1 pseudogene is annotated in these 514 nt (G+C 42.2%); it reads left to right on the plus strand.

Annotated elements, in window-relative coordinates:
• Positions 1–61: 61 nt before the first annotated feature.
• Positions 62–514 (plus strand): annotated as a pseudogene (locus AB4486_RS23235) (hypothetical protein); the annotation flags it as partial.

Genomic DNA, 514 nt, shown 5'->3' on the forward strand with positions numbered 1-514 from the left:
CAATGATGGCGTAACATACAGTGAATATTGCGTAGGCAAAAGCTACGAGCAATGCGCGTTTATGCCAGAAGATATTGCGTTGGTGTTCGATTATCCGACTAAACAGGCAAAGGTATTTGTACACCCCGATGGTTTAATTAAGGAAGTAACCCAACAAGAATATGATGATGGTATTTTAGATAACAATGCGTTGATTAATTCAGTTAGTCTGGATGCGTCATATGATTCTGAAAGTAACACTGACTCTTCACTATATGGTGATGCCACGTTAGGAGTTCACTATGGCTACTTTAATGCAAAATACGAGATTTCAGAGCAGTCAGAGTTTTCCAACTTAACCTACACTTTAGATAGACCGGGTTATGCTTTCGTCGCTGACTACGCCAAAGATGGCGCAAGAACGTACTCCTCTTTTGGGCTATTCCCCTCAAGCAACCCAAACGGTGAAGTATACTCCCTTGGGGTAGTGACGTCTGAGAACCTGAACATTGATAAAGGTGATAATGGCCAGGTG

The sequence above is a fragment of the Vibrio sp. 10N.222.55.C6 genome (assembly GCF_041473395.1).
Classification (GTDB): domain Bacteria; phylum Pseudomonadota; class Gammaproteobacteria; order Enterobacterales; family Vibrionaceae; genus Vibrio; species Vibrio crassostreae_C.